Source organism: Pseudomonas putida group bacterium ESBL64 (assembly GCF_045277175.1).
In the GTDB taxonomy this organism is placed as follows: Bacteria; Pseudomonadota; Gammaproteobacteria; order Pseudomonadales; family Pseudomonadaceae; genus Aquipseudomonas; species Aquipseudomonas alloputida.
The window spans coordinates 5371757-5395354 of the sequence record NZ_CP145799.1 but is presented as its reverse complement, the minus strand read 5'-3'; the positions used below and the strand labels follow the sequence as shown (position 1 = coordinate 5395354).

The following is a 23598-nucleotide window of genomic DNA, read 5'->3' as shown; positions in this document are numbered from 1 at the left end:
TGATTGCCCACGGATCTCTGCCCCTTGAGACCAAGCCTTACACCTCATTAGAATCAGGGCTCCAGTCGTCGCTGCTGGTAAATCCAGTCGACAATCTCACCTTCCGGCGTATAGCCGCTCACAGTTTCGCGCAGTAGCTGCCGCACCCGGTTGAAATCATCCACCTCCACTGCTGCCAATAGCTGACGCAAGGTGTCCTTCAGGGTATCCCACGCGAGGAAGTCTTCACTGGCACTCATGATCATCGGGTGGCGGGTGGCAATGACGTTATCGCCAATCAGCAATTCCTCATACAGCTTTTCCCCTGGCCGAAGCCCGGTGAACTGGATGGCAATATCCCCCATCGGATTACGCTCGGAACGTACACTGAAGCCTGATAAGTGAATCATCTTCTCGGCCAGCTCCACAATTTTGACTGGCTCACCCATGTCGAGCACGAACACGTCGCCGCCCTTGCCCATGGAGCCGGCCTGAATCACCAACTGGGCTGCTTCCGGAATGGTCATGAAATAGCGGGTGATCTTCGGGTGGGTAACTGTCAGCGGGCCACCGGCCTTAATCTGTTTGTGGAACAGAGGAATCACCGATCCCGAGGAGCCCAGCACGTTACCAAAGCGGACCATGGTGAAGCGGGTTTTATTCACCTGCGAAACCTTGCCGCTGTCGCCAAACAATACAGGCGCCACTTCGCGACTCAAGGCCTGCAGGGTCATTTCGGCGAGGCGCTTGGTACTGCCCATGACGTTGGTGGGGCGCACGGCCTTGTCAGTAGAAATAAGCACGAAGTTTGCAACGCCAGCCTGCAGCGCAGCCTGGGCGGTGTGCAGGGTGCCAATAACATTGTTCAACAAGCCTTCTGCGATATTGTGCTCAACCATCGGAACGTGCTTATAGGCCGCAGCGTGATACACAGTGTCGACTCGCCAGGCTTTCATGATATCAAGCAACTGCGATTGGTTGCGTACTGACCCCAGCATAGGTACCAGCCGTACCGACAACGACTCGCGTGAAATGCGTTGCTCCAGCTCGGAGAGAATGCTGTATAGATTGAATTCGCTGTGATCGAACAGCAGCAGGGTTTTTGGCGCCTGGCCTAGTATTTGCCGACACAATTCCGAACCAATCGAACCGCCGGCGCCAGTTACCAACACGGTCTGCGCGACGATGCAGCGCTCCAGCAGATCGGCCTGGGCTGGCACCGCATCGCGGCCCAAGAGATCGGCGATGTCAACCTCCTGAATATCGTCCACCCTGACCTTACCGCTAGCCAAGTCCATGAAGCTGGGGATACTGCGCACATGCAGTGGATAGCCTTCAAGGAAATTGAGAATTTCACGGCGACGGGTGCGAGTACAAGACGGTATGGCAAGCAGGATTTCCTGGGCGCCAGTTACGTTGATCATGTCTTGCAGCTGCTCGGGACGATAAACCTGCAGGCCGGCAATCACCCGGTCGGTAATGCTGGGGTCATCATCAATGAACGCTACGGGGCGTAGTGCCTTATCGGCGCGCAAGGCGGCAACCAATTGGTTACCAGCCCCTCCAGCGCCATAGATGGCCACGCGGGGCAAGCCGTCGCTACGGTTGGTACTGGTAAACGGTACGTGCTGCACGGCAGCGGCAAGCCAGTCTCCCAGGAAGTACTGACGCATGGCCAGGCGCAGGCCACCAATCATGATTAGGCTCAACCACCAGTAGTTGAAGGTGATTGAGCGTGGCACCACATGCTGATGGTCACCGGCCCAGTAGATGATAAACCCAAGAATAAGCGCCGAGAGGGTGACAGCCTTGGTAATGGCAATGAGCGCATCGGTGCCGAAATAGCGCATGACCGCACGGTAGAGGCCGAAACGGATGAATAGCGGAATGCCTACCATCGGCGCAGTGAGGAACAGCCAGCCATGGTCGAGGAAAGGGTTGACTAAATCATCGATCCCCAGACGCACGACAAACGCCATCCAGAGCGCTGCCCAGATCAGGACGATATCGGTCAATACCTGCAGCAACCGTTTATGCCTACGAGGTAGAGCAAGCAGTTTAGCGCGCACCTTTTCCATTGCTCCTCTTAAACGATTTCCAGAAATGCCCTGACATCGAGTGGCTCCCGTGCCCTTCGTTTCACTCTTCAATTTCGCCCGCACGAAAATGCACAGCCAACAAAACCAGCGGGGAATAGGCCAGAACCACGCCCAAGAAGCCATCCAGGCCCAGTCGGTTAACGCAGAAAGCGATCGGCAACAACCAGCACAGGTTCAGTACGGCAACTGCCAAAGTCACCGGCAAGTGCATGCCGAACTTCCTCGAGGCGAACTGGTAAGCATGGCTGCGGTGCGCCTCGTAAACCCTGTCACCACGCAGCAGGCGGCGCACCAACGTGTAAGTCGCATCGACGATGAACACGCCGAGCAGGATCAGCCAGCACCAGAACATGTCGGGCGATATCCAGGCCGCCTGCAACGACATCCCGCCAAGCACAATGCCGAGGAAGCCGCTGCCCGCATCACCCATGAAAATCTTGGCAGGGGGAAAGTTCCAGAACAGAAACCCTGCCACTGCTGCGGCCAACAGCAGGGGTAACACGGCATGGCTGAGCATGCCTGACAATGAGTATAGCGACGCAGCCCCCAGGCACACAGTGATGGCTTCGACACTGGCAATGCCATCGATACCGTCCATGAAGTTGTACAGGTTCAACAACCACACCAAGTACACCGCAGCGAGCACGCCACCCAGCCAACCCAGGTCGACTTGCCAACCAAGCAACGTCAGTGGTGGCATCCCCCCCATCCAGATCAGCATCCAGGCGGCAGCGATGAAGTGCCCCAGCAGGCGCCAACGAGCCGGAATATGGCCGTGATCATCCATAAAACCGATGATGGCAATCAGCGCCCCACCACCACCCAGGCCTACCAGTGAGTGGTTGTCTATTGTCCCGGCCAGCATCGTGCCAACGATGGCCAACAGGAACGTCACCACAATGGCAACGCCGCCTCCACGCGGCGTGGGCACAGTGTGCGAACTGCGGGCGTTAGGCACGTCGATGACACTGCGCGCCAGCGCATAGCGGCGCAAGCCGGCGGTCATCAGCAAGGACAGCAGCAATACAGCAGGTAAAGCCCACAAAAGCATCATCGGTTGTTAATTTCCTTTCTAGTGCCTGGCCGCAGCCAGTGAAGCCGCATTCACTTGTGCCAGAGTTGCTTGACGAGCAATACCCTGCTTTTGTCCGATTACATCCGCAACCCGCCGTGCGGTCACCCCTGACCATACACTGTACATGCAGACCAGCAGTCTGGCGGTGGAACGGCACTCGCCATGTCGATTATTACTACCGAACAGATTGCATGACAACAGAAGGTACGCACGCAACTTATGGATATTTCTGACAAAATGGTCTGGCCCATCCAGCCAATAAGTTAGAGCAGGCCGATTCCACCGTGACTGTAATACGTTAGGCATCATGCTTCTGCGACCGGCTGAAACTGGCTCCCGCTTGGAGCAGGGCTATTTCCGCGCTGATCGGGGGCTGCCACCCCAATAACGATCGAGATTTCGTCGAATCAACCTGAAGAGAACCGCACAGTTGGGTATAGAGATTTTTCTTTCCCAGCAACTGGGCGCCCAATGCCATCAAACCAGTTGGGACGGGAAGTAAAAGCACATTTCGCCCCATCCCTCGACCCAGTAGTTTGAGCATCTGTGGTAACGAGACATCTTCATCATCGCTAACATGAAACGTTTCACCTGCAGCCGCAGGATGGCGAACGCATAAGGTTATAAAATCGACCAAATTTTCCAGGGCGACCATACTACGCTGATTCATCACACTGCCAAATGGCAGCGGCACACCAAGTGCTACCAACTTTAACAGCCGGGCAAAGTTACCTGGAGCGTGCGCGGCGTAAACCAGCGGAGGACGAACAATCACCAACTCGACGCCACTTGATTTCGACAAGGCTTTCAATGCCTCCTCGGCTTCGTATTTCGAATGGGCATAGTCGGCGTGGGGCGCAGGCGGCATGGTTTCCGTAAACGGCTTACCCTCCGTGCTGCCGCCCACCACGCCAATCGAGCTGATGAACACGAAGCGTTTCAAGCCACAATCGATAGCTTGCTGGAACAAGGCCAGCGCGCCTTCCACGTTAACCCGGCGAAACTCTTCGCGTGGATCTCTCGACTGTTCATTCAGCACATGAGCGCGAGCAGCCAGATGAACGACCACGCTCACGCCTGCGAGTGCTTGAGACCAGTCGGTATGCCCGTCAATATCACCTACCGCGACCAGCGAACAAGCGCCATAGGGTTGTGAAGGCAGCGTACGAACCGCACCAATGACTTCAATGTGGTCCGCAGTCTCAAGACGCTTGCAAAGTGCCTTACCTACAAAGCCCCCGGCACCGGTAACTAACACCTTCATATCACTGCCCCACGAATTGATGAAATTGAATAGCGAAACCAGTAACCTTTCGCTGGCGTGAAAGTTTCCGCTACCTGGCAATCACTGATGGCCATCAACGCCCCATGAATCTAATGCTGACGGGGTCGTCCGGCATGAATTCCATGGGGCGTTAAAGGCGCTTTCAAAGACGAGGGTTGCAGGGGCGGTCAACATTTGCCCCTTTATCGAACATAGGCAAGTGCGTATGGCCGCCAACTCAGCCGACCCTGCCCTGGGGGGCAATTCCCATTTCAGCGAGCATGACCGCGTTCACTGAGTGAACATCATAACGCTGCTCTGCAATTTCCCTGGACCGCCGCCCCATACGCATAGCCAGATCGGGCTCTACCACGAACCGCTCCATCGCCTCGACCAATTGCTCCACGTTCTTCACCGCGACCAACATACCATTGTCCTCCGGCACCACCGTTTCACGGCAACCCGGTGCATCGGTGGTTATGATCGGTCGCCCCATCGCCATGGCTTCGAGCACCGTCCGCGGGGTGCCTTCCCGATAAGAAGGCAGAACGTAGACACTGCAGGTCTCGATCGCCGGACGAACATCGCTCATGCGCCCCAAATACTGCAAGGTACCCTCAGCAATCCAGCGGTCCAGTTCACGCTGAGTAATGGCATCAGGGTTATCATCAATCCAACCGACCAGAGCAAAACTGGCCTGTGGATGGAGCTGGCGCATACACTGCGCGGCAGCGGCGTATTCACGCACGCCCTTGTCACCCAACAGCCGAGCGATCAACAGAAAGCGTGGCAACTCTGGCAGGGGCACCACAGCAAACGAAGACACGTCTACGCCAGAGCCATTGACCACGCAAGATGGCACACGTTCCGGGAGAAGATTCAACGAGCGAAACAACGCTTCATCGTCCGGGTTCTGAAAAAACACTTTATGCGTACAACGCAAGGCTGCGCTGTAAAGACGTTGCACTACCCTGCGTACGAAACCTCGCTTGCCCTCCTGCTCCGGCTGCTGGAAGGCGTAGCCCAACCCGGGGATCAACGCAAAGCGCCGAGGTACCCTTGCGAGCCAACCCGCTATCGAGCCATACACGACGGGTTTAACTGTATACGCCATCAGATAGGTCGGCCGAATTTGGCGCATGAGGCGCCAGAGCTGCAAAAGCGAGCGAACATCCGCCACAGGGTTCAAGCCCACACGTTGCAGATCGATGTCGTGCACAATGATGCCCTTGGCCTCGAACGCTGCCCGCACCTGGCTGTCGGCATCCAAGTCGGGTGAAGCCACATGCACCTGTATCCCTCTGGCAAGCACCGCTTCGAGCAGTGCGCCACGCAAGTTCAGCAGCGAGTCTGGATGACTCGAGATCATAAGAAATTTTTGCATTCTATTGCTCTGAATACCACGCCTGGAACATGAGGACGTTCCACAGATGATGCTGCCAGTTACGTCGACCACTTAAATGATCGTTCCACATCCGAGTAATCGGTTCAGGATGGAAAATACCTTCTTGCCGCAATCGAGAGGGATCGAGCTGCGCCTGCGCCCACTCGCGCAGAGGGCCTCTCAGCCAGCTGTCGAGAGGCAGTGAAAACCCCTGTTTGGGACGCTCAATCAGCTCCCGAGGCACATGCCGGTAGAGCACCTCGCGCAACACGCGCTTACCCTGTCCCTCATGGATCTTGTGGTCAAGCGGCAGGGTCCAAGCTAGCTCAACCACCCGTGGATCAAGCATCGGCACCCGGCTTTCCAGGCTCACGGCCATAGCAGCACGATCAACTTTGACCAGAATGTCATCGGTCATGTATGTCTGGGCATCCATCGCCATCATCGTATGCGCAAAATGGTCGGAGTTAGGCCAATGCGCGCTGGCACTAAGCAACGTCTCAGGCTCCACGGCATTGATAATCACGCTGGAGGGGTCCTGCCAATGACTCGTCAAGGTGCGGAAGAACTCGCGCTGATCTGCCAAACCAAGCAGACCTGCCAGCTTATGGGCCTTGTCGCCCGGCGTAGAAATCTGCAAGCTCGATGGAATAACCGGCTTGAGAGCCCCGTAAACTTGGTCCCACTGTGCAGACGATAACGAACGCAAGGCCATTGAAGCACCTTTGCGGGCGAATGCCGGCAGCCGCGACAGCCTGCTCCAGACCTTGTTACCCATCAGGTAACGGTTGTAACCACCGAACAGTTCGTCACCGCCATCACCGCTCAAAACAACCTTGACATGCGCACTTGCCAACTGGCTGACCAAAAAAGTCGGAATTTGTGAGCTGTCGCTGAACGGTTCGCAGTAGATAGAGGCCAGTCGCGGAATAACCGCCTGAGCATCATTGGGCGTCACATACAGTTCGGTGTGATCAGTACCCAAATGATGCGCAACCTCCTTAGCGAATGCAGCCTCGTTGTAGGCAGACTCACCAAATCCAATCGTGAAGGTACGCACCGGCTGGCGACTCTGCGCCTGCATCAGGGCGACAATGGTACTGCTGTCTACCCCGCCGCTAAGAAACGCCCCCAAAGGAACGTCAGACAGCATTTGCTCCCCTACCGTGGCCGACAATTGATGCTCAAGCAGGTCGGCGGCTTCTGTAAATGAACCTTGGAACGGGCTGCGCAGCCCCTTCTCAACCACCTCGTTGAGCGACCAGTATGCAGCGGACTGGGCATGGCGAGCGGCGTCGGGTTGAGCAAGTGGAAACTTGATCCAGTGACCAGCGCGCAGTTTATGGATGCCCTTATAGATACTGTACGGTGCTGGAATGCAGTTGTGCCGCAGCAGCAACGCCAGTGCATCCCGATCGATCTCCTTCGTCGCAGCTGGGTGGCATTTCAGGGCTTTCAGTTCGGAACCAAACAGCAGGCTGTTTCCCTGCCATCCGTAATACAAAGGCTTTTCGCCAAACCTGTCACGCGCAAGGCTAAGCGTCTGCTCCAGTCGGTCCCAAAGCGCAATCGCGAACATGCCAACTGCTAGCTGCAGCGTCTTTTCAAGCCCCCACGCAGCGATACCTGCAAGGAGCGTCTCTGTGTCAGAGTGCCCCCGCCATGTAGGAGCCGCCCCTTGCGCCTCAAGCTTGGTACGTAACTCAAGATGGTTATAGACTTCGCCGTTATAGACCATGATGAACCGGTTACAAGCCGATGCCATGGGCTGATGGCCGGCTGGCGACAAGTCGAGAATCGCCAGCCGTCGATGACCTAAAACAAGGCCTATCGATTCGTCCATCCAGTGACCGCTATCATCAGGTCCCCGGTGGATAATTTCAGTTGTCATTCGCCCGATACACGCCGATGCATTCGGCATGCCCGGGCTAAAAAATCCAGCAATTCCACACATTGGGGCGCACCTTGTGAGTTCGACTTTGCAATCTGATCAACCTGTCAGTCTTTTCAAGAGCTTTTCGAGCACAGGCGCCTGCGCCTGTATCGAGTACCGTGACTCGACCGCATGCCTGCCAGCTAAACCCAGGCGCGTACGTTCTTCACGAGAAGCCAGCAAATGTGACAGTGCAGCCAGCCACTCTGCCTGATCATGGGCGAGCAAACCGCATCGGTTGTCGCCAACGATCTCGACATTAACCCCAACAGGCGAAGCGACTACGGGTATACCACAGGCCATGTACTGGATCAGTTTGTACCCACATTTGCCCTTCTCCCATGGGCCATCAATCAGCGGCATGATACCGATATCCATGCGCTCGATCAGTTCAGCCTCGCTATCTTCACTCCAAGGAAGGGTTTCAACTTCGATCCCCGGTAATAGAGTAGCGATATCCGGATTGGCGCCAACCAGGACGAGCTTGGCACCGTAACGAGTACAGACCTCCCGCAGCGCTGCATGAATGCTGACGACATACTTCTGGGTTGAGGGCGAGCCTATCCAGCCAATTGCCAGTTGTTGGTCTGTGCTGCGGCTGCTTACCCGATAACGGCGATGGTCGACTACAGTAGGAATAACCTCAACACGCCCGGCACCTGCTTGCCTTGCCCGTTCCGCTAAATACTCATTGCCAGCAACAACGACATCCGAGGCACGCATCACTTGGTCAATCTTGTTGCCTAGCAATCTGCGTACCCACGCCCGCGGAGAGAGGTCATAGTTGTGGAACACTGCATCATCGTAATCGACGAGATATCGAGCCCCCGTAGCTCGCAGCCAACGCTCGAATATTGCAGGCAAGAAGGGAAAGAGCTCCTTTTCAATCCATACTGCGTCGTAACGGCCAACACGCATCAAAACGGCCACGCGCTTCACGTAGTAGCGCAGCAGTTTTAATGGCGAACGCCTGGCAGAGGCATAAAGGTCGTTCAGGTAGTCCTCGCCAAAGAAAGCACTGACTTCAAACACTAGCTCGCTGCCCTGCAGTGCAGGGATATACTGCAACATCCTCAAGCGGCTACTCGCGCCCATGCGCGTGTAGCGGCTGAGAATAAGAATTTTCTTCGTGGCGTTGCCGGAATCAGTATTCAAGCTGCTCATCGCGTCTTGCCCGTAGTCAACCATTCACCCAGCCAGACGAACAACATACGGTAGGCCTGTAACGTCTCCATCCCCCCCTTGCGCTTTAGCAGCGCCAGGCCGACACGCAGAAAGGGTTCTGGCAATGTTGTCGCAAGCAGAACTGCAATGCCGGATGCCCGTCCGAAATGCTTGAAGGCATACAGTATACGGCTCCTCAATGAGTAGAAGAGCCTCCGGGCCTTGACTTGGTCCGACGTCCCCCCGCCTTTGTGAAACGCCTTCACCTCGGTCAAGTACTTGATGCTGTATCCCTCGTCTTTGACCCGTTTCGACAAATCCAAGTCTTCGAGATAGACAAAAAATCGCTCATCGAACCCGCCTAGCTGATCAAAAAGCTCGCGGCGAATCAGGTAGAAAGCACCGATCACGTGATCGACTGAGCGATCAGTGTCATGAGCCCAGTCGGTCATGAAAAAGCCCAAACGCGGAACGAAACGGTCCAGTCCAAGTGCATGGGTTACGAAACTGGCCGTAGTCGGCAGGCGCGTACAACTGCGGGCGATGTGGCCATTTTCTTCTTCCAACTGCACGCCACACACGCCAACTTTGGTATTACAAGGGCTACGCATGAACGACAAGACATAATCGAGGGTACCCGGGTACACAGCTGCATCAGGGTTAAGGAACAATACGAAAGGCGAATCCCCTTCAGCAGCACCCAAGTTGCAGGCTCGTGCGAAACCAAGATTGGCGCCCGTGCGCAAAACGCTGACCCCATCCTGCTCCAAACCTAGATCAGAACCATCAGTGGAGCCGTTGTCAACCACAATGACCCGTACCTGGCCCATGGCGATACTCGCCTGCAGCGAGCTGATGCAGTCGCGAATCTGCGAGCCCGAATTCCAGTTAACGATAACTACATCAATGTCCATGAACCCAGCTCCTGTCAACGCTCTCTATCAGCCGGTGATTCAACAAGGCCACAGGCACGAACAAAACCCACATGTAATCGAATTTTGCCAAATACGGATTGGTCGCTGTAGCCAACAAAAACGAAATAAGTCCACAGAGATAATAAAATTCAAAACAATCGCGCCCTTTCCGCCGCACTTCACGAGCCAGGAACACCATGAGGAAAAACACGCCCACTGCGTAAACTGCGAAACCCAAAAGACCATACTGAAAAACGAGCGCAATATAAAACAACTCGTAGGCCCAAGGCATTTCTTCTGAGCGAATGTAGTCAGCTACTGCGCCTGCCCCCGCGCCCCATAACGGATGATCATAAATCCCATCCATCAACGCTATAAACTGATACGTCCGCTCCAGGTTGCTAGCACCCTCACCAAACTCGAAAATCGATGACACTCGCTCGTAAATATAATCAGGCCACAGTGAATACATGAACACTGCAAGCAAAATGGCACCACCGACGGAAATACCTACTTTAAATACTGCCCACCCTCGCCCCCCAGGGGCTCCCCAACTCATACAGTAGGCAATAACCGGTCCAAAAAATGCCGTTACCAATATGACTCGCCGCCCGGAAAGCACTACGACCAGTACCAAACCAAGGAACGTCACCAGCCCAGTCAGAGTAATGCGCTCGCAGATGATCCGACATAACATGAAAGATAACAAGAAGATAACCGTGGAGACGTTAGGCAAGGTAAACTTCAAGTAGCCGGCGCCATAATCGACGACCGCCTCATCACCATACAGGGCTCGTAAAGTCGCGCCTAGCAGGTTGCCAGGCAGCACGATTTCGCCTAATACGAAGCCCAGGTCAATCAGCACAATCATCAGCCCTGCGAATACCAACAAGCGCTCCAGGCCTTGACTGTCCCCACGATAGAGCATCGCGAGTATTGTGAACAAAATCGGGTACACCACCATCACAGTGAGCACGCGCAGTGCGCCAAGGTTACCCACCAAAGCGCCATACAAGGACCAGCCGAGTCCTATACAGGAAAATAGAATCGCAGCAATAATCAAACGTGTATCAACCCTACCTACAATCCCACCACCTAGTATCAGGGAACCTAGAGGCAGCAGAAGTGCTACGGTTTTGAAGGCAGTGAAGCTCGTGGGGAATACCAGGGACAGCAGCAGTATCAAGCCTGCCACCTGTCGGGCGAAGTTATTTAATGGCATCGACCACGCCCCTATGGCCTTTTGCACGCGACACAGCCCAACCCAACAATAGTGTGTCTAGCAATGTTCGCAGCATCCAGGCAATTGCCGCACCGATGACTCCAAAATCTTGAATCAGCCAGTACAGCGCGCCGACAAATAGCGGCAACTCTATCAGGTGGAAAATGGCAGTGATTCTGGTCCGCCCCTGAGCATGCAGAAAGGCATAGAGCATGGCGCCAACGCCATTCAAGAATACGCCTACGCACAAAATCCGCCCCACCGTGACGGATTCAGAATTTACGTATTCACCTACCCATAGATTGAGCACGACCGGCATCAACAGCGCCATCGCGCTCATGATGACCAGCATCATCGCAGCAACCCGAAGTGTCCAAGTACGGAACAATGCCCACGCCTTATCCGCGCCTTGCTGCATCAACGCAGCAATGGCGGGAAACGCGACGGTGCTAACCGCGCCAACCAAAATCATCGACTGCACGGTAATTTCGTAGGGAATCACATAGGCAGTCACCGCTGCAGCTGATAACAGGAAGCCTACAAAGAAACGGTCCGCTTGCACCAGAAAAGGGCTAACGATGCTGCTGACCGTTACCCACCCTCCGAATTGCAGCAGCTTGATAGCTTCCTCTTTTGCATAACGACCAGACTGCTGCTCAAGCAAACAACCCTTTGCGCTGTACCGATAAATAACCAGCGCAACCGCACGCGAAACCACCAAGGTGGACACCAACCATGGTAGTTCATGCGTGAATTGAGCAACCAAGTACGGCCCTCCAAAGTTGGCTACACCCAAACCAATTCTCAACAGGCTGATGCCTCTGAAATTCAGGTAAGCCTCATTCACCCCCCGGTACGTTGCGCTCACCGCTTGCATTGGCAGCGCAAGAGCCAGGAGCAGCAGGGAAAACGTAATCTCTGCAGCAGGAATACTCTGGCGTGGAATAAACTGCTGCACACCCGCAAACGAGCCCAGTGCAATTGCCACCAATCCTACGACACCGACCACCGAGGTCAACGTAACTGCAGTTGCAACGGCATCGCTGATGACCGCAGCTTGCGGGTCGCCTCGCAGGGAGGCAATACGCTGGGTCAGCGCACGACCAATTCCGAGGTCGAGCGCACCGGCATATCCGATTAACCCCCAGGCGAGTGCAAGAAGACCAAAACGCTCAGTACCTACTATTGAAATCAAGCCCGGAACTGTCAGCGCAGCGATGATAAGCGGCAAGCCTAGACCGAGCAGATTCCAAATGATATTTCTGTAATGCACCCAATCCCCTCACACTGATGTCAGCCAAGCTTGACCTGGTTTACGGCACCAGCCGGCTCGAGCCATTGTAATTTTAAAGCAGCTACAAAGGCGCTCTTTCAGGCAAGGAATTTAATGTACCAAGGCATCGCTTTGGAAATTCCCCGGCTGACATCATAGGCCGGCACATAACCCAATAGCTTCTGCGCCTTGGATATATCCGCCTGCGAATGCCTCACATCGCCGGCACGAAAATCACGGTACACCGGCGCTTTTGAATAGACTATACCGTTCTCTTCCAAGCCTCTACGCAACGCCTCGAATAATTGATTGAGGGAAGTACGGCCACTAACTGCCACGTTGTAAATCTGGTTAACTGCCGCAGGATCGGAGCTGGTGGCGGCCAGAAGATTCATCTGTATCACGTTCTCAATGAAGCAGAAATCGCGACTGGTCTCGCCGTCGCCATTGATAAACAGGTCGTCCGCACTGATCATCGAAGCAAGCCATTTCGGGATTACCGCCGCATACGCACCTTGCGGGTCTTGCCGACGGCCGAATACGTTGAAATAGCGCAAGCCAACACTGTTGAAACCATAAGACCTGAAGAAGACCTCGGCATACAGTTCATTCACATACTTTGTCACCGCATACGGCGATAAAGGTTTACCGATCACATCCTCTACTTTTGGCAACCCTGGATGATCACCATACGTCGAACTGCTTGCCGCATAAGTAAAGCTTTTGACTGCCGCATCACGTGCAGCAACCAACATATTCAAGAAACCGTCGATATTGGTTGCATTAGTAGCAATTGGGTCATTCAGCGAACGCGGCACTGACCCCAGAGCCGCCTGATGCAATACATAGTCCACACCGCGACAGGCAGCCTGGCAATCATTCAGATCGCGAATATCACCCTTAATAAAGGTGAAACGGCTCCATTGCAGGGCGCTCACGTTGGATCTGACCTCATCCAGGTTACGCTGATGGCCCGTGGCAAAGTTATCCAAACCTACCACTGTCTGGTCGAGCAAAAGCAGATGCTCAAGCAGGTTGGAACCGATAAACCCTGCCACCCCAGTGATAAGCCACCTTTTGGGGGCTTGGGGAAGCAGTTTCTGAAGCGACTCATATGCGGTCATTTTCAACGCCACCTACAATAATTGACAAAGCTGACATCGCTACCAACTAAAGGCGAATATCGGAACCTGCAGCATCCAGCAGATACTTCAAGTCGTAGAGCACATGATTAGTTTTGCCATAAGCACGAATGGCAGCCTCACCGAGCGCTTTAAACTCCTGATGCGCAACGGCCACAACGATGCCGTCATAGGCGCCCGCCGGCGGTGTGGCCACCGGTGTGATGCCATATTCATGTTGCGACTCAGCGACATCAACCCAAGGGTCAAATACATCGACCGCAATGCCGTATTCACTCAACTCGGTAATAATATCAACGATGCGCGTATTGCGCAGATCCGGGCAGTTTTCCTTGAACGTCAAGCCCATAACCAGCACGCGAGCACCTTCAACCTGAAGGCGGCGCTTGAGCATCGCCTTGACCAACTGCGAGGCAACGTAGCGCCCCATCGAGTCATTCAAGCGCCGACCAGCAAGGATAATCTCCGGGTGATAACCAATTGCCTGGGCCTTGTGAGTGAGGTAATAAGGGTCGACACCGATGCAGTGCCCCCCCACAAGACCGGGGCGAAACGGCAAGAAGTTCCACTTTGTACCCGCCGCTTCAAGAACCGCTTGAGTATCGATACCCAGTCGATTGAAAATTATCGCCAGTTCGTTGATCAGTGCGATATTCAAGTCACGCTGAGTATTTTCAATAACCTTGGCCGCCTCAGCGATCTTGATACTTGCCGCCTTGTGCGTGCCAGCAGTGATAATTTCCCTATACAGCGAGTCGACTACTTCAGCAATGGCTTCGGTCGAGCCCGAGGTAACCTTTTTGATCGTCGTTACGCGATGCTCTTTGTCACCTGGATTTATGCGTTCAGGGCTGTAGCCTGCGAAAAAATCCTGATTAAACACTAACCCGGACATACGCTCAAGGACTGGGACACAGACCTCTTCGGTTGCACCAGGGTAGACCGTAGACTCATAAATCACAATATCACCGGCTTTCAAGATTCGGCCGATGGTTTCCGAAGCCTTCACCAAAGGCGTCAGATCCGGTTGCTTGTATTCGTCAATAGGTGTAGGAACGGTAACGATAAATACATTACAAAGGCGCAAATCCTCAGCTTGCGCACTGTAACTCAGCAAGCGAGCGCTCGCCAACTCATCAGCGCTAACCTCTTGAGTCGCATCGTGACCTGCCTTCAATGCCTCAATTCGTGATGCGTTGATATCGAACCCAACGACCTCACGATGTTTACCGAACTCGACTGCCAAGGGCAGACCAACATAGCCTAAACCAATAACCGCCAGCTTAATATTCATAAGAACGTTCATCTATAAAGTTAAACTTGGTTATCGCCAGCGGGAATACCGGCTTCGCGACGCCGCAGCATACTGACAATCGAAACCAGGGATTCGCCCTTGGCCAAGCAACAACGCAATGACTACTTGGCACTGTGCGCATACCGACGAGTGAAGAAAAATGCTCGATAAAGAGCAATCAGCACGCCGAGCAACGCCCCCAAGAACGCACTCAGCACTACAATAATTGCCTTCTGCGGCTGGACCGGCTTATCGGGGACATACAAGCCTCCATCCTGACGATAAACATCAAAGACTGACGGGTCTACTTCAAGCCCTTCGTAAAAAGCGAGCGTTTCTTGATCTCGTCGCAAATGTTCCACAAACGGATCATCGGAAGTACGAGCGCGCAGATTTTTAAGCTCTGCCTCGATCGCACGACTGCCCCTCATGTACACCAGGGAGCCCTCCATGTCCGCCGATAGCTCCGAACTACCATTCCCCGAAATAATGGGCGGTTTTTCCAAGCCGATTGACTGCGCAACAACCAGCGCCTCAGAGAGACGAGCAATACGGTCTTCGCGAGCTTTCCGCGCTTCCTCTCTGGCGGAGCGAACACGCTCTTTTAGGTTACGTGCTTTAACCAAAGCATCGGCACGCACATCAGCCGCTATTTCTTTTTTGGCCTGTTCCCCAGCGAGTTGCGCATACTGGACTATCCAATCAGCCGCTTGCTGCGGGTCACGGGAAGTCGCGACAATCTCGAAACGACCAGGAGAGTTCTTGACCGCAGCCGGTACTGACACAGCTTTATTGAACTTCGCATATAGGTCATCTTGAGCGCCAGGCCGATCCGCCTCAGGTAGCGTTTTCAAATAGACCTCACGGTAGAACTGCCGCCGCACCGCTTCTGACTGAAGATGGCGCACATAGCTTTGATAGATGGTCTTGACCGTCAAAACGGGCAACCCACTGTCACCGCCGCGTCCATAATTGAGTTGCGCAATGTCCTTTTGAGAGGGCGCTTGGACGAAAATCTTCGCCTCGTATATCGGAGTAGCCAGCAACGCATAGGCCGCACCTATTAACGTAACGACTGTTGCGGTTAACACCACAATCCATTTTTGCTTCCACAGCCCTTCGATCAACTCTATCAGGTCGACTACTGACTTGCCGTTTAAACGCTCACGGTCATTGCGCATTTATTCTATTTTTTCCTTAGCCCATACTGCTTAACGACATCATCGATACATCAACCAGCTAGGCGTATACCAACATACCTAAAGGTAGTCACGCCAGGCAGGGGCGACCTCACGTGGCATGAGGGTAAGGTGAATCAGCACCCCACTCAACGTTTTTTTAGCGTAACGCATCGACGACAGCTGAAAAGGAATAGAGTTGGAAAAAACTGAAATGTTCCAGCAAGCAACGACAGCTGATCAGGTTCCGGCCTGCGCCATCACAACCTCGACCCGCCGCCCCAGCAGGCCCGATGCATTGCCCAACGCGACCGCAAGAGCATGCTTTGCCTTGGCCTCACCATGGACCAGTACTATTCGACGAGCAGGTGTCTGGCCCTGAAGAGAAAAGCTCACGAGCCCCCTTTGATCTGCGTGCCCTGAGAAACCACCTAAGGTAATTACCTTGAGACGTACCTCATACATCCGCCCATCCAGATCAACCTGCACAAAGCCTTGCGCTCCTTCGCTAGCCTGTATCACCGCCCCCGGCGTCCCCTTAGCCTGGTACCCCACAAACATCACCTCATGCCGCGAATCCCCCAGCATGGCCTTGAGGTAATTGACGATACGCCCACCCGAACACATGCCATTGCCGGCAATCACGATCGCCGGTCGCCCGGTGCTCTTGAGGTAATTGACCACCTGCTGGTGGCGGGTATGGGTGTCCACACTGATCAGTTGGCTGAAGCCAAGTGGATCGCGCCCTGCTGCAACACGCGCCCTGGCTTCTGCATTCCAGTATTCGTGCAGCTCCCGGTACACGCTGGTGATGCGCTGAGCCAAGGGCGAATCGAGGATGATGGGCAACTGTGACCAGTCGATTGGCTCACCGTCCGGAGCCGGACCGGTAGTGTTCAGCAGGGCTTTGCGGTGCAGAATGTCTTCCAGCTCGCACAGCAGCTCCTGGGTACGACCAAGACTGAATGCAGGAATCAGGAGAGTGCCCTTGTCGGCGAGGGCTCGGTCGATGGCGTCTTCCAGCCGCTGACGGCGGTCGCCTGCCCGTGGGTGCAGGCGGTCGCCGTAGGTGCTTTCCAGCACCAGTACATCGGCACGCTCCGGAGGTTGCACCGGGCGCAGCAGCGGGTTGCCACAAGCGCCCAGGTCACCAGAAAACACATACCGGGCGTTGGTGTGCTCATGCTGCATATCACACTCGACATAAGCGGAACCCAGCAAATGCCCTGCACGCTGGAGGCGAATACGGCAGGCAAGACCAGGGTACTCAACCACCGTGTGCCACTGCTCAAAGGGCAGCGGCACGATCAGGTCACGGATGAAGTCGAGATAGCGCGCCACCTGCGCAGGCTCGCTGCTGATGCTCAGCTTGTAGGCGTCTTCCAGTACCAGCGGCAGCAGCCGGGCCGAGGGCTCGCTGCACAGGATAGGGCCACGGTAACCCGCTGCCAGCAGCGCAGGGATGCGCCCAACATGGTCGAGATGGACATGGGTGATGACCAGGGCCTGAATACCCTGGATATCAAAAGCGAGGGGGGCGGATTCTGCACCGGGCGGCGCATCACTTCCTTGTTCCAGCCCGCAGTCGACCAGCAAACTGGTGGATGGGCCGAGGTGCAGCTGGTGACAGGACCCGGTGACACCCCGGGTACCACCGTGATGGGAAAGGCTGGGATATTCCATGCTGCGCACACTCGCCTGGACCGAAAATGAAGTGGGCTATTACTCCATGACAGCCGACGCATGCATAGGTGAACCTTTCTTTAATAGGTGTAGGAAATTTCCTTAGTTGCCGTTCAGTGCCGCCTGACGGGCAGAAGCCCTGATCTTGCGCTTGCTGCGCTGCACGCCGTAAGCCCCCAGCAATGGCCCGACCGCCAGGCCAATGACCAAGGCAGCCAATACCAGAACAGCAACCGGCATGGCTGGCGTAGCCCAACCGAACAGGACCAATGACACGGCTTGCTGGTTCTCCAGCACGAAGAACAGCACCACAGCCGCCAACAGCAGCACGAACACTGCCGCCAGGGCGCGCTTGAGGTTACGCATCAGAATTCTCTCCTTGGTAGATCAGGCTTCAGCCTCGTCTTCTTCATTGACCCGATCACGCAGCTCTTTGCCGGGTTTGAAGTGCGGCACGAACTTGCCTTCGAGGCTGACCGACTGGCCGGTCTTCGGGTTACGGCCCACGCGGGGGGCGCGATAGTGCAGCGAGAAGCTGCCAAAACCGCGGATCTCGATGCGATCGCCGGTAGCCAGGCATTGCGACATCTGCTCAAGCATGGTCTTGATGGCCAGCTCCACATCCTTGGACGAGAGCAGCCCCTGATGGGTGACAATACGTTCGATCAGCTCCGACTTCGTCATATTTTTCCCTTCGTTATCAAGCAGCTAGATCATTGCTTAACCAGTTTGTAGCACGCTGGGAAGGATTTGAACAGGGTGGATCTTGACTTAATAAAAAAATTCAAGATTGAAGTAATTCAAGAATGGTCTACCACTCAGGCAGGCCAGCGCTGCCTGATTCGCGGGCAAGCCCGCTCCTACAACGGGGCGTGTCAGCCTGAGGCGAGTGTGATCCAGCGCCATCGATGTAGGAGCGGGTTTACCCGCGAACACCGGCGAAGCCGGTGCCATCCACCGCGCCGCCTGATTCGCGGGCAAGCCCGCTCCTACAACGGGGGGCGTCGGCCTGAGGCGAGCGTGATCCAGCGCCATCGGTGTAGGAGCGGGTTTACCCGCGAACACCGGCGAAGCCGGTGCCATCCACCGCGCCGCCTGGTTGCGGAGCATAAAAAAGGGCGACCCGAGGGTCGCCCTTTTTACCGATCAAACAGAACTCAGTTCTGCTTGGCCATTGCTTCGCGCAGCAGCGCAGCCATGGTGGTGTCGGCAGCAGCTTCCGGAGCGTTTTTCAGGCTCTGGATAGCTTCGCGCTCTTCAGCGTCGTCTTTCGATTTGATCGACAGGCTGATAACGCGGGACTTGCGGTCAACGCTGATGATCTTGGCTTCGATCTCTTCGCCTTCCTTCAGAACGTTACGCGCGTCTTCAACGCGGTCACGGCTGATTTCGGAAGCTTTCAGAGTGGCTTCGATGTCGTCGGCCAGGGTGACGATGGCGCCTTTGGCGTCAACTTCTTTCACGATGCCCTTGACGATAGCGCCCTTGTCATTGACAGCAACGAAGTTGGAGAACGGATCGTCTTCCAGCTGCTTGATGCCCAGGGAGATGCGCTCGCGCTCTGGGTCAACCGACAGGATGACAGTTTCCAGCTCGTCGCCCTTCTTGAAACGACGCACGGCTTCTTCGCCGGTTTCGTTCCAGGAGATGTCGGACAGGTGAACCAGGCCGTCGATGCCGCCGTCCAGACCAATGAAGATACCGAAGTCGGTGATCGACTTGATGGTACCGGTGATCTTGTCACCCTTGTTGAACTGGCCAGAGAAGTCTTCCCATGGGTTGGACTTGCACTGCTTGATGCCCAGGGAGATACGACGACGCTCTTCGTCGATGTCCAGAACCATGACTTCCACTTCGTCGCCAACCTGAACGACTTTCGACGGGTGGATGTTCTTGTTGGTCCAGTCCATTTCGGAAACGTGTACCAGACCTTCAACGCCTTCTTCCAGCTCAGCGAAGCAGCCGTAGTCGGTCAGGTTGGTAACGCGAGCCTGTACGCGAGTACCTTCTGGGTAACGGGCAGTGATAGCTACCCACGGATCTTCGCCCATCTGCTTCAGACCCAGCGAAACGCGGTTGCGCTCACGGTCGAACTTCAGAACGCGTACGTCGACTTCGTCGCCAACGTTAACGATTTCCGATGGGTGCTTGATGCGCTTCCAAGCCATGTCGGTGATGTGCAGCAGGCCGTCGATACCGCCCAGGTCCACGAATGCGCCGTAGTCGGTGAGGTTCTTGACGATACCTTTGACTTGCTGGCCTTCCTGCAGGGTTTCCAGCAGGGCTTCGCGCTCGGCGCTGTTCTCGGCTTCCAGCACGCTGCGACGGGAAACGACAACGTTGTTGCGCTTCTGGTCCAGCTTGATGACCTTGAATTCCAGCTCTTTGCCTTCCAGGTGGGTGGTGTCGCGCACTGGGCGGACATCAACCAGGGAGCCCGGCAGGAACGCACGGATGCCGTTAACGTCGACAGTGAAGCCGCCCTTAACCTTACCGTTGATAACGCCCTTGACCACTTCTTCGGCGGCGAAAGCTGCTTCCAGAACAATCCAGCACTCGGCGCGCTTGGCTTTTTCACGGGACAGCTTGGTTTCGCCAAAGCCGTCTTCGACCGCGTCCAGCGCAACGTGAACTTCGTCACCGACCTTGATGGTCAGCTCGCCAGCTTCGTTGTAGAACTGCTCGAGCGGGATGACGCCCTCGGACTTCAGGCCAGCGTGTACGGTAACCCAGTCGCCGTCGATGTCGACAACGATACCGGTGATGATCGCACCCGGCTGAAGATTGAGGGTTTTCAGGCTTTCTTCAAAGAGTTCTGCAAAGCTTTCGCTCATTTTAATTCCTGTAGATTCGGGCGAAACAGACGCCCATAACCACATTCCAGACAATGTGGGTTCGTTTTAAGTAAAGGAAAGCCGGCAGGACGTTGACTGGTGCCCCTGCCTGCTTTCCTGGCTATCAGATAAGGTCGCGCTGGGCGATCTCGCTTCTGATACGTTGCAACACCTGCTCGATGGACAACTCGGTAGAGTCCAACTGAATGGCATCGGCCGCTGGCTTCAGCGGGGCCACTGCACGTTGGGTGTCACGTTCATCACGCGCACGAATCTCATCCAGCAGACTCGACAGACTAACATCTTCACCCTTGCCCTTCAACTGCAGGTAGCGGCGACGTGCGCGCTCCTCCGCGCTGGCGGTGAGGAAGACCTTCAATGGCGCATCCGGGAACACCACGGTACCCATGTCGCGACCGTCAGCAATCAGCCCCGGCACTTCGCGGAACTCACGCTGACGCACCAGCAGCGCATCACGCACTGCCGGCAACGAGGCCACCATCGATGCACCAGCACCGACGGTCTCGGTACGGATGACGTTGCTGACGTCCTCACCCTCAAGGATGATCTGTTGCAGCTTACCGGGCTCGGCAGCAATGAACTGCACATCCAGATGGGCGGCAAGTTTGGTCAGCAGCTCTTCGTTGGTCAGGTCGACGCCATGGTTGCTGGCATTGAATGCCAGCAAGCGATACAGCGCGCCGGAGTCCAGCAGCTTCCAGCCCAGCTCGCGGGCAATCAGCCCAGCGACCGTGCCCTTGCCCGAGCCGCTTGGCCCGTCGATGGTGATAACCGGTGCCATTGAATTCACGACTTGCCCTCTTCTGCCACGCGAATCCCCACTTCGGCGCACAGCGCCAGGAAGTTGGGGAACGAGGTGGCGACGTTGGCGCAGTCGTGAATGCGAATTGGCGCACTGGCGCGCAGCGAAGCCACGCTGAAGGCCATGGCGATGCGGTGGTCACCATGCCCATGCACTTCGCCGCCGCCCAACTGGCCGCCGTCGATGATGATGCCGTCCGGGGTCGGCTCGCATTTGATGCCCAAGGTGGTGAGGCCATCGGCCATCACCTGGATGCGATCGGACTCCTTCACCCGTAGCTCTTCGGCGCCACGCAGCACGGTACGCCCTTCAGCGCAGGCTGCGGCCACGAACAATACCGGGAATTCGTCGATGGCCAGCGGCACCAATGCCTCAGGAATGTCGATACCCTTCAACTTGGCACCGCGCACACGCAGGTCGGCCACGGGTTCGCCGCCCACTTCACGCTGGTTTTCCAGGGTGATGTCGCCGCCCATCAGGCGCAGGATGTCGATCACGCCGGTACGGGTCGGGTTGATGCCGACATGCTCCAGCACCAGCTCGGAGCCTTCAGCGATAGAGGCTGCGACCAGGAAGAACGCTGCCGAGGAAATGTCAGCCGGCACTTCGATCCGGGTAGCGGTCAGCTTGCCACCGGACTGCAGCGAGGCCACCGGGCCATTGCTGTCGACCGAATAGCCAAAACCGCGCAGCATGCGCTCGGTGTGGTCACGGGTAGGCGCAGGCTCCGTGACAGTGGTCTTGCCTTCGGCGTACAGGCCGGCCAGCAGCAGGCAGGATTTGACCTGGGCGCTAGCCATCGGCAGCGTGTAGGTCAACCCTTTGAGCTTGTGGCCACCGCGGATGGTCAGCGGCGGGCGGCCGTCCGGGCCGGTCTCGACCACAGCACCCATTTCGCGCAGCGGGTTGGCCACACGGTTCATCGGGCGCTTGGACAGCGAGGCGTCGCCGGTCATGGTGACATCGAACGACTGACCGGCCAACAGGCCCGACAGCAGGCGCATCGAAGTACCGGAGTTACCTACGTACAGCGGCCCAGGTGGCGGCTTGAGGCCATGCAGGCCCACGCCGTGAATGGTCACACGACCGTGGTTGGGGCCTTCGATGACCACACCCATGTCACGGAATGCCTGCAGGGTTGCCAGCGCATCTTCGCCTTCGAGGAAGCCTTCGACCTCGGTAGTACCTTCGGCCAGCGAGCCGAGCATGATCGAGCGATGGGAAATCGACTTGTCGCCCGGTACACGGATCCGCCCGTTCAGGCGGCCACCCGGTTGGGCCTGGAAAATCAGATCGTTGGCGTTCATAGCGTCCACATAGGCCCGGCGGGCCAGGATTTTACTGAAATGCTCGCGGGCAACCCGTGCGCGGGTGAATACACCCAGCAGTTGGTGCCCATCCCCTTCAGCGATCGCGTCGCGCAGGGCGTCGAGATCGCTGCGATATGTATCAAGCGTGCGCAGGACAGCGTCGCGGTTGGCGAGGAAGATGTCATGCCACATGGTCGGATCGCTGCCGGCGATTCTTGTGAAATCGCGGAATCCACCCGCAGCGTACCGGAAGATCTCGAGGTTTTCATTGCGTTTGGCCAGTGAGTCGACCAGGCCAAAGGCCAGCAGATGTGGCAGATGGCTGGTGGCGGCCAGTACTTCGTCATGGCGCTCGACCGACATGTGCTCCACATCGGCATCCAGCGCACGCCACAGGCGGTCAACCAGGGCCAGCGCGGCGGGGTCGGTTTCGGCCAGCGGCGTGAGGATGACCTTGTGCCGGCGGAACAAGGTGGCATTGGAGGCTTCTACCCCGCTCTGCTCGGAACCGGCAATGGGGTGGCCCGGGACGAAGCGCGGCAGGCGATCACCGAAGACGGCACGCGCTTCCCGCACAACGTTGCCCTTGGCGCTGCCGACGTCGGTGATGATTGCATCACCCAGGTCGAGCTGGGCCAGGCGGGCCAGGACTTTCTCCATGGCCAGGATCGGTACGGCCAGCTGAATGACATCGGCGCCCACGCAAGCGGCGGCGAGGTCTTCTTCGCAGCGGTCGACCACGCCCAGGGCCACGGCCTGCTTGCGCGAGGGGGCATCCAGGTCGACACCGACCACTTCGCGGCACAGGCCGCTTTCACGCAGGCCCTTGGCGAACGAACCACCGATCAGGCCCAGGCCGACCACGACCAGGCGGTCGATGATAGGTGCGGGTTTGGTTTTTGCTGCATTTACCACTGGTGCGAACCCTGTTCTGAAATCTGGACAGCCGGTAAGAGCCATTGGGGCTGCTTTGCAGCCCATCGCGACACAAGGCCGCTCCCACAATGCGCTACACCTGTGTGGGAGC

The 23598-nt window shown here is 56.2% G+C and carries 18 protein-coding genes; all 18 read right to left on the bottom strand.

Translation table 11 applies throughout. The features are described from left to right. Positions 1 to 53: 53 nt before the first annotated feature. Positions 54 to 2057: a polysaccharide biosynthesis protein gene (locus V6093_RS24475; RefSeq protein ID WP_367243998.1), complete on the bottom strand. Its 2004-nt coding sequence runs from the start codon at positions 2055 to 2057 to the stop codon at positions 54 to 56. Between the two features lie 61 nt (positions 2058 to 2118). After that, positions 2119 to 3132 carry a glycosyltransferase family 4 protein gene (locus V6093_RS24470; RefSeq protein WP_047605272.1) on the bottom strand — a complete coding sequence of 338 codons (1014 nt, stop codon included), beginning with the start codon at positions 3130 to 3132 and terminating at the stop codon, positions 2119 to 2121. A gap of 319 nt (positions 3133 to 3451) precedes the next feature. Next, a complete protein-coding gene (locus V6093_RS24465) occupies positions 3452 to 4417 on the bottom strand; it encodes an SDR family oxidoreductase (RefSeq protein WP_047605273.1) in 966 nt (321 codons plus the stop codon). Positions 4418 to 4655: 238 nt separating this feature from the next. Beyond that, positions 4656 to 5801 carry a glycosyltransferase family 4 protein gene (locus V6093_RS24460; RefSeq protein WP_047605274.1) on the bottom strand — a complete coding sequence of 382 codons (1146 nt, stop codon included), beginning with the start codon at positions 5799 to 5801 and terminating at the stop codon, positions 4656 to 4658. 1 nt (position 5802) lies between these two features. Further along, positions 5803 to 7755, bottom strand: a complete 1953-nt coding sequence (asnB, locus tag V6093_RS24455; protein ID WP_047605275.1) for an asparagine synthase (glutamine-hydrolyzing) — start codon at positions 7753 to 7755, stop codon at positions 5803 to 5805. Positions 7756 to 7791: 36 nt separating this feature from the next. Beyond that, the gene (locus V6093_RS24450) at positions 7792 to 8922 is read right to left on the bottom strand and encodes a glycosyltransferase family 4 protein (protein WP_406669644.1); all 1131 of its coding nucleotides are present in this window, start codon (positions 8920 to 8922) and stop codon (positions 7792 to 7794) included. Beyond that, a complete protein-coding gene (locus V6093_RS24445; RefSeq protein WP_047605277.1) occupies positions 8895 to 9812 on the bottom strand; it encodes a glycosyltransferase family 2 protein in 918 nt (305 codons plus the stop codon). The genes V6093_RS24450 and V6093_RS24445 overlap by 28 nt, the downstream gene beginning before the upstream one ends. Further along, a complete protein-coding gene (locus V6093_RS24440) occupies positions 9802 to 10998 on the bottom strand; it encodes a hypothetical protein (RefSeq protein ID WP_406669643.1) in 1197 nt (398 codons plus the stop codon). The genes V6093_RS24445 and V6093_RS24440 overlap by 11 nt, the downstream gene beginning before the upstream one ends. Before the next feature lie 22 nt (positions 10999 to 11020). Continuing rightward, on the bottom strand, positions 11021 to 12307 hold the full coding sequence (locus tag V6093_RS24435; protein ID WP_047605278.1) for an oligosaccharide flippase family protein: 1287 nt from the start codon (positions 12305 to 12307) through the stop codon (positions 11021 to 11023). A 98-nt stretch (positions 12308 to 12405) separates the two neighbouring features. Continuing rightward, a complete protein-coding gene (locus tag V6093_RS24430; protein WP_047605279.1) occupies positions 12406 to 13431 on the bottom strand; it encodes an NAD-dependent epimerase/dehydratase family protein in 1026 nt (341 codons plus the stop codon). Between the two features lie 46 nt (positions 13432 to 13477). Continuing rightward, a complete protein-coding gene (gene tviB, locus V6093_RS24425; protein WP_047605280.1) occupies positions 13478 to 14755 on the bottom strand; it encodes a Vi polysaccharide biosynthesis UDP-N-acetylglucosamine C-6 dehydrogenase TviB in 1278 nt (425 codons plus the stop codon). A gap of 110 nt (positions 14756 to 14865) precedes the next feature. Beyond that, complete coding sequence (locus V6093_RS24420) at positions 14866 to 15924, bottom strand: LPS O-antigen chain length determinant protein WzzB (protein ID WP_047605281.1); 1059 nt, start codon at positions 15922 to 15924, stop codon at positions 14866 to 14868. 237 nt (positions 15925 to 16161) lie between these two features. Beyond that, the gene (locus tag V6093_RS24415) at positions 16162 to 17604 is read right to left on the bottom strand and encodes an MBL fold metallo-hydrolase (protein WP_332730422.1); all 1443 of its coding nucleotides are present in this window, start codon (positions 17602 to 17604) and stop codon (positions 16162 to 16164) included. 102 nt (positions 17605 to 17706) lie between these two features. Continuing rightward, entirely contained in the window at positions 17707 to 17970 is a 264-nt protein-coding gene (locus V6093_RS24410; protein WP_003252676.1) for a lipopolysaccharide assembly protein LapA domain-containing protein, read from the bottom strand. 21 nt (positions 17971 to 17991) lie between these two features. Beyond that, positions 17992 to 18288: an integration host factor subunit beta gene (gene ihfB, locus V6093_RS24405; protein WP_003252675.1), complete on the bottom strand. Its 297-nt coding sequence runs from the start codon at positions 18286 to 18288 to the stop codon at positions 17992 to 17994. Positions 18289 to 18761: 473 nt separating this feature from the next. After that, a complete protein-coding gene (rpsA, locus tag V6093_RS24400; protein ID WP_003252673.1) occupies positions 18762 to 20438 on the bottom strand; it encodes a 30S ribosomal protein S1 in 1677 nt (558 codons plus the stop codon). Between the two features lie 124 nt (positions 20439 to 20562). After that, entirely contained in the window at positions 20563 to 21240 is a 678-nt protein-coding gene (cmk, locus tag V6093_RS24395) for a (d)CMP kinase (RefSeq protein ID WP_003252672.1), read from the bottom strand. A gap of 5 nt (positions 21241 to 21245) precedes the next feature. Further along, complete coding sequence (locus V6093_RS24390) at positions 21246 to 23453, bottom strand: bifunctional prephenate dehydrogenase/3-phosphoshikimate 1-carboxyvinyltransferase (RefSeq protein WP_047605316.1); 2208 nt, start codon at positions 23451 to 23453, stop codon at positions 21246 to 21248. Positions 23454 to 23598 lie beyond the last annotated feature (145 nt).